The following is a 3631-nucleotide window of genomic DNA, read 5'->3' on the forward strand; positions in this document are numbered from 1 at the left end:
CCGGCACAAAACCGGGCTCGGAATAAAGTCGTTACTGTTCCAACGTGACGAAAGCCAGCTTCGAGATGCCGGCGTGTTGCACGGTGGCCATCACTTCCGCCACTTTGCCGTAGTTGACGCCTTGGTCGGCATAGATATGGATGATCAGTTCGGGGTTGGCGGCCAGTTCGCTTCTCAGCGTAGTGTCCAGCGCGGCCAGATCCGCGACCGAATTCTTGTTCAGAGTCACCGCGCCCTGGGCGTCGATACCCAGTTGCATCGGCTGTTTTTCGGTATCCGGGGTGGTGGAAGCCGTTTTCGGCAGCGCTACGTTTACCGATTGGGTTAGCAAAGGTGCGGTTACCAATAAGATGATCACCAGCACCAGCATGACATCGACTAACGGCGTGACGTTTATTTCACTGACCGCCTCGTCGTCTTCCGAATTCGTTTTAAATCCCATTTATTTACTCCTTGTTTTTACCGTTGTCGCCAAAGGCGATATGCAGAAAGCCGTCCACGAAATTCTCCAGCGACGCCCGATGGTGCTTGGCGCGCCTCAGGAAAAAATTGTAGGCCAAGACTGCCGGAACCGCCACTGCGATACCGATGGCCGTGGCGATCAAGGCGTCGCCGATCGGGCCGGCCACGACATCCAGGCTGGCCGAGCCGCTGGCGCTGATGTCATGCATTGCGTGCATGATGCCCAATACCGTACCGAATAAGCCGACAAACGGCGCCGTGCTGCCGATGCTGGCGAGCATGGTCAGACCGCTTTCCATCCGGCGTTGCTCGTCCTGGGTTTGTTTGCGCAAGGTCTGCTCCAGCAAATCCTGCGGCGAACCGCGGAATTTCAGGCTGGCGCAGGTCTCCGGGTGGCTCATTTCCGCCAGCCAGGCGAAACCGCATTGGGCAATGCGCGCTTTCGGGCCGCGCGCGGTCTCGGTAGGCAATTGTTCAGCGGCTTTCAAATCGACCGAGTCCCAAAAAGCGGCGTTGTATTTTTTGTTGTAGTAGTTGTTTTTGGCGAATTGCCAAATTTTAAACAGAATCAGAGTCCAGGTTATCAGCGAAAACACCACCAGTGTGTACAGGGTGGCGTCGATAACAGCTTCTGGGGCTATATGGTAAGGCATTACTCTCTCCGAGTTTTATTATTCACGTAGTGTAAAAATGATTGGCACGATCACCGAACTGGCCACCGGCGTTTCACCGCGCTTGGCCGGAATGAATTTCCATTTTTTAACGGCCTCCACCGCCGATTCGTCCAGTATTTCGTGGCCGCTGCTCTGATCCACCGCGACCGCTTCGCTCAGGCCATCCGCGGAAACTTGGACTTTTAGCAGCACCTTACCCTGCCAGCCGCGGCTCTTCGCGATCATCGGATATTCCGGTTTCGGATTGTGGGCGTAATTGGCGCGATAATTTGCTTCAGTAAATTGTTCGGCGCGCGTCGGCACGCTGCTCGTACTGGTGGCCGGAGCGCTGGGGGCGCTCGGCGCGCTCACCGGTGTCGGCTGCGGCTCGGCCGGAGCTTCCACAGGTGCGAATTCCGGTGCTTTTTGCACAATGGGCGGCGCCTTTTTCGGCACCGGTTTCGGTTGCGGTTTTTTGGGCGGCGGCTTTTTTTCCGGTGGCGGCGGTGCAGGCGGCGGCGGAGCCGCAGCAGGTTTGGGGGCGGACATGGCGATCATCGAGACTTCCATGATCAGCGGTTGGGCCTCGGTCAGTTTCTCTTCGGGCTTTAGCAATTGCTGCAGGCCCCAGATGTGCAACAGTAATACCAAGACCGCCAATAATCTGAGCATACTGGCGGGCCGTTCTTCGCCGAATAAGCCTCGCCAAAACCAATGTTGACCGCGCCCCCCTGTCTGACCCACGCCGCCGAACGATACCAAGTGATTTTCCGGCAAAGCATCCTCGTGGTTTTTAAATAAAAACATATAAGCAGTTCAGTACAAAAATATGCGCGATTGGTTTTTAATCATACATTGTATGTTATTACCTCCCCCTCGTCAGCCACCACCTCGCGGACGGCAGTGGGGGCCGAATAAAGACTAAGACGTTTCAGAACCTCAAATCCCCCCTCCCGACCTTTGCGGTTGGCGGCAAAATCGCGATCTGTGGCATAATTTTCCGGCCCGTCCCTAATCTTCCGCTATTTTCTATGTCCGCAAAACATTCCCAGACCAAGGAGCAAATCGCTGCGTTGGCGTTTAGCGCCATCGGCGTCGTCTTCGGCGACATCGGCACCAGTCCGTTGTATGCCGTAAAAGAGGTTTTTCACGGTGGCTTGCCTACCGATACGGTCCACGTACTGGGCGTGTTGTCGTTGATTTTTTGGGCCATCACTCTGGTGGTTACCACCAAATACGCCATCTTCATTATGCGCGCGGATAACAAGGGAGAAGGCGGCATTATGGCGCTGATGGCGCTGGCGATGCATGGTTCGAAGGATAATCCGGAACGTAAACTGTTCATTGTCACGATAGGTTTGCTGGGCGCCGCGCTGTTCTACGGCGATAGCATGATTACCCCAGCCATCTCGGTGCTTAGCGCCGTCGAAGGCTTGCAGATCGTTGCGCCGCGTCTAGAAAACTACGTGTTGCCCATAACCATAGTTGTGCTCAGCGTGTTGTTTATCATTCAGGTCAAAGGTACGGGTAAAGTTGGTCGGATGTTCGCGCCGATTATGTGCTTTTGGTTTGCTACGCTCGGTGTTTTGGGGGCGATAAATATCGTCCAGCATCCGGATGTACTGATGGCGATTAATCCTTACTATGCGGTTCACCTGTTGATTGAACTGGGCTGGAAAGGCTTTTTAATTATGGGGGCGGTGGTACTGTCCATCACCGGAGCGGAGGCACTCTACGCCGACATGGGGCATTTCGGATTGAAACCGATCCAATTCGCTTGGTTTAGCTTTGTTTTTCCCGCTTTGCTGCTGAATTATTTCGGTCAAGGAGCTTTGCTGATAGGCGACCCGAGCGCCATCGAAAACCCGTTTTATTTATTGGCGCCGAACTGGGCTTTGTATCCAATGCTGATTTTGTCGACCTTGGCTACGGTTATCGCATCTCAAGCCGTAATTTCCGGGGCCTTTTCGGTGACACGCCAAGCCATCCAGTTGGGCTATTGCCCGCGCATGAATATTCGCCATACTTCCGGCGATGAAATGGGCCAAGTATACATTCCGGCTATCAACTGGTTGTTGATGGTATCGGTGTTCATATTGGTACTGAGCTTTAAATCCTCATCCGCACTCGCCTCGGCTTACGGCATCGCAGTGACCGGCACCATGATCGTGGACACTATACTGGCCTTCATCGTGATCCAGGGTTTGTGGCAATGGAACAAGCCCACCAGCATTCTGTTTTTATCCACCTTCTTGATCATCGACTTACTGTTTCTGTCCTCCAACAGCCTGAAAATTCCGCACGGCGGCTGGCTGCCGCTAGTGGTCGGCACCGTGTTGTTTTTGGTGATGACTACCTGGATCAAGGGCAAGCAGTTGTTGGCCCGCTACCTGGACGAACGCCGGGTGCTGTTCGAAGACTTGGAGGAACGCTTGCGCGACCAGCCACTGGCTACCGTACCCGGCACCGCGATTTATATGGCGCGCAGCGTGCACGGTGTGCCGCAGGTTTTGCTG

4 protein-coding genes are annotated in these 3631 nt (G+C 54.6%); 1 reads left to right on the forward strand and 3 read right to left on the reverse strand.

The window, feature by feature from the left end:
* Window positions 1–31 precede the first annotated feature (31 nt).
* The 3 genes from C2U68_RS18450 to C2U68_RS18460 are packed head-to-tail and all read right to left on the reverse strand — an operon-like array spanning window position 32 to window position 1922.
* Window positions 32–442, reverse strand: coding sequence for an ExbD/TolR family protein (locus C2U68_RS18450; protein ID WP_140913943.1), 411 nt, complete (start codon window positions 440–442; stop codon window positions 32–34).
* A 4-nt stretch (window positions 443–446) separates the two neighbouring features.
* Window positions 447–1115 carry a MotA/TolQ/ExbB proton channel family protein gene (locus C2U68_RS18455; protein WP_140913944.1) on the reverse strand — a complete coding sequence of 223 codons (669 nt, stop codon included), beginning with the start codon at window positions 1113–1115 and terminating at the stop codon, window positions 447–449.
* An 18-nt stretch (window positions 1116–1133) separates the two neighbouring features.
* On the reverse strand, window positions 1134–1922 hold the full coding sequence (locus tag C2U68_RS18460; RefSeq protein WP_140913945.1) for an energy transducer TonB: 789 nt from the start codon (window positions 1920–1922) through the stop codon (window positions 1134–1136).
* Window positions 1923–2146: 224 nt separating this feature from the next.
* Here C2U68_RS18460 and C2U68_RS18465 point away from each other — a divergent pair.
* A partial coding sequence (locus C2U68_RS18465) for a potassium transporter Kup (protein ID WP_140913946.1) occupies window positions 2147–3631 on the forward strand: 1485 nt, incomplete at its 3' end.

The organism is Methylomonas koyamae (assembly GCF_006483455.1).
Lineage (GTDB): Bacteria > Pseudomonadota > Gammaproteobacteria > Methylococcales > Methylomonadaceae > Methylomonas > Methylomonas koyamae_B.

Bases quoted from the DNA above. Each gene is read 5' to 3' on its own strand.
- C2U68_RS18460 (WP_140913945.1), bottom strand. From the start codon at position 1,922: ATGTTTTTATTTAAAAACCACGAGGATGCTTTGCCGGAAAATCACTTG.
- C2U68_RS18455 (WP_140913944.1), bottom strand. From the start codon at position 1,115: ATGCCTTACCATATAGCCCCAGAAGCTGTTATCGACGCCACCCTGTAC.
- C2U68_RS18450 (WP_140913943.1), bottom strand. From the start codon at position 442: ATGGGATTTAAAACGAATTCGGAAGACGACGAGGCGGTCAGTGAAATA.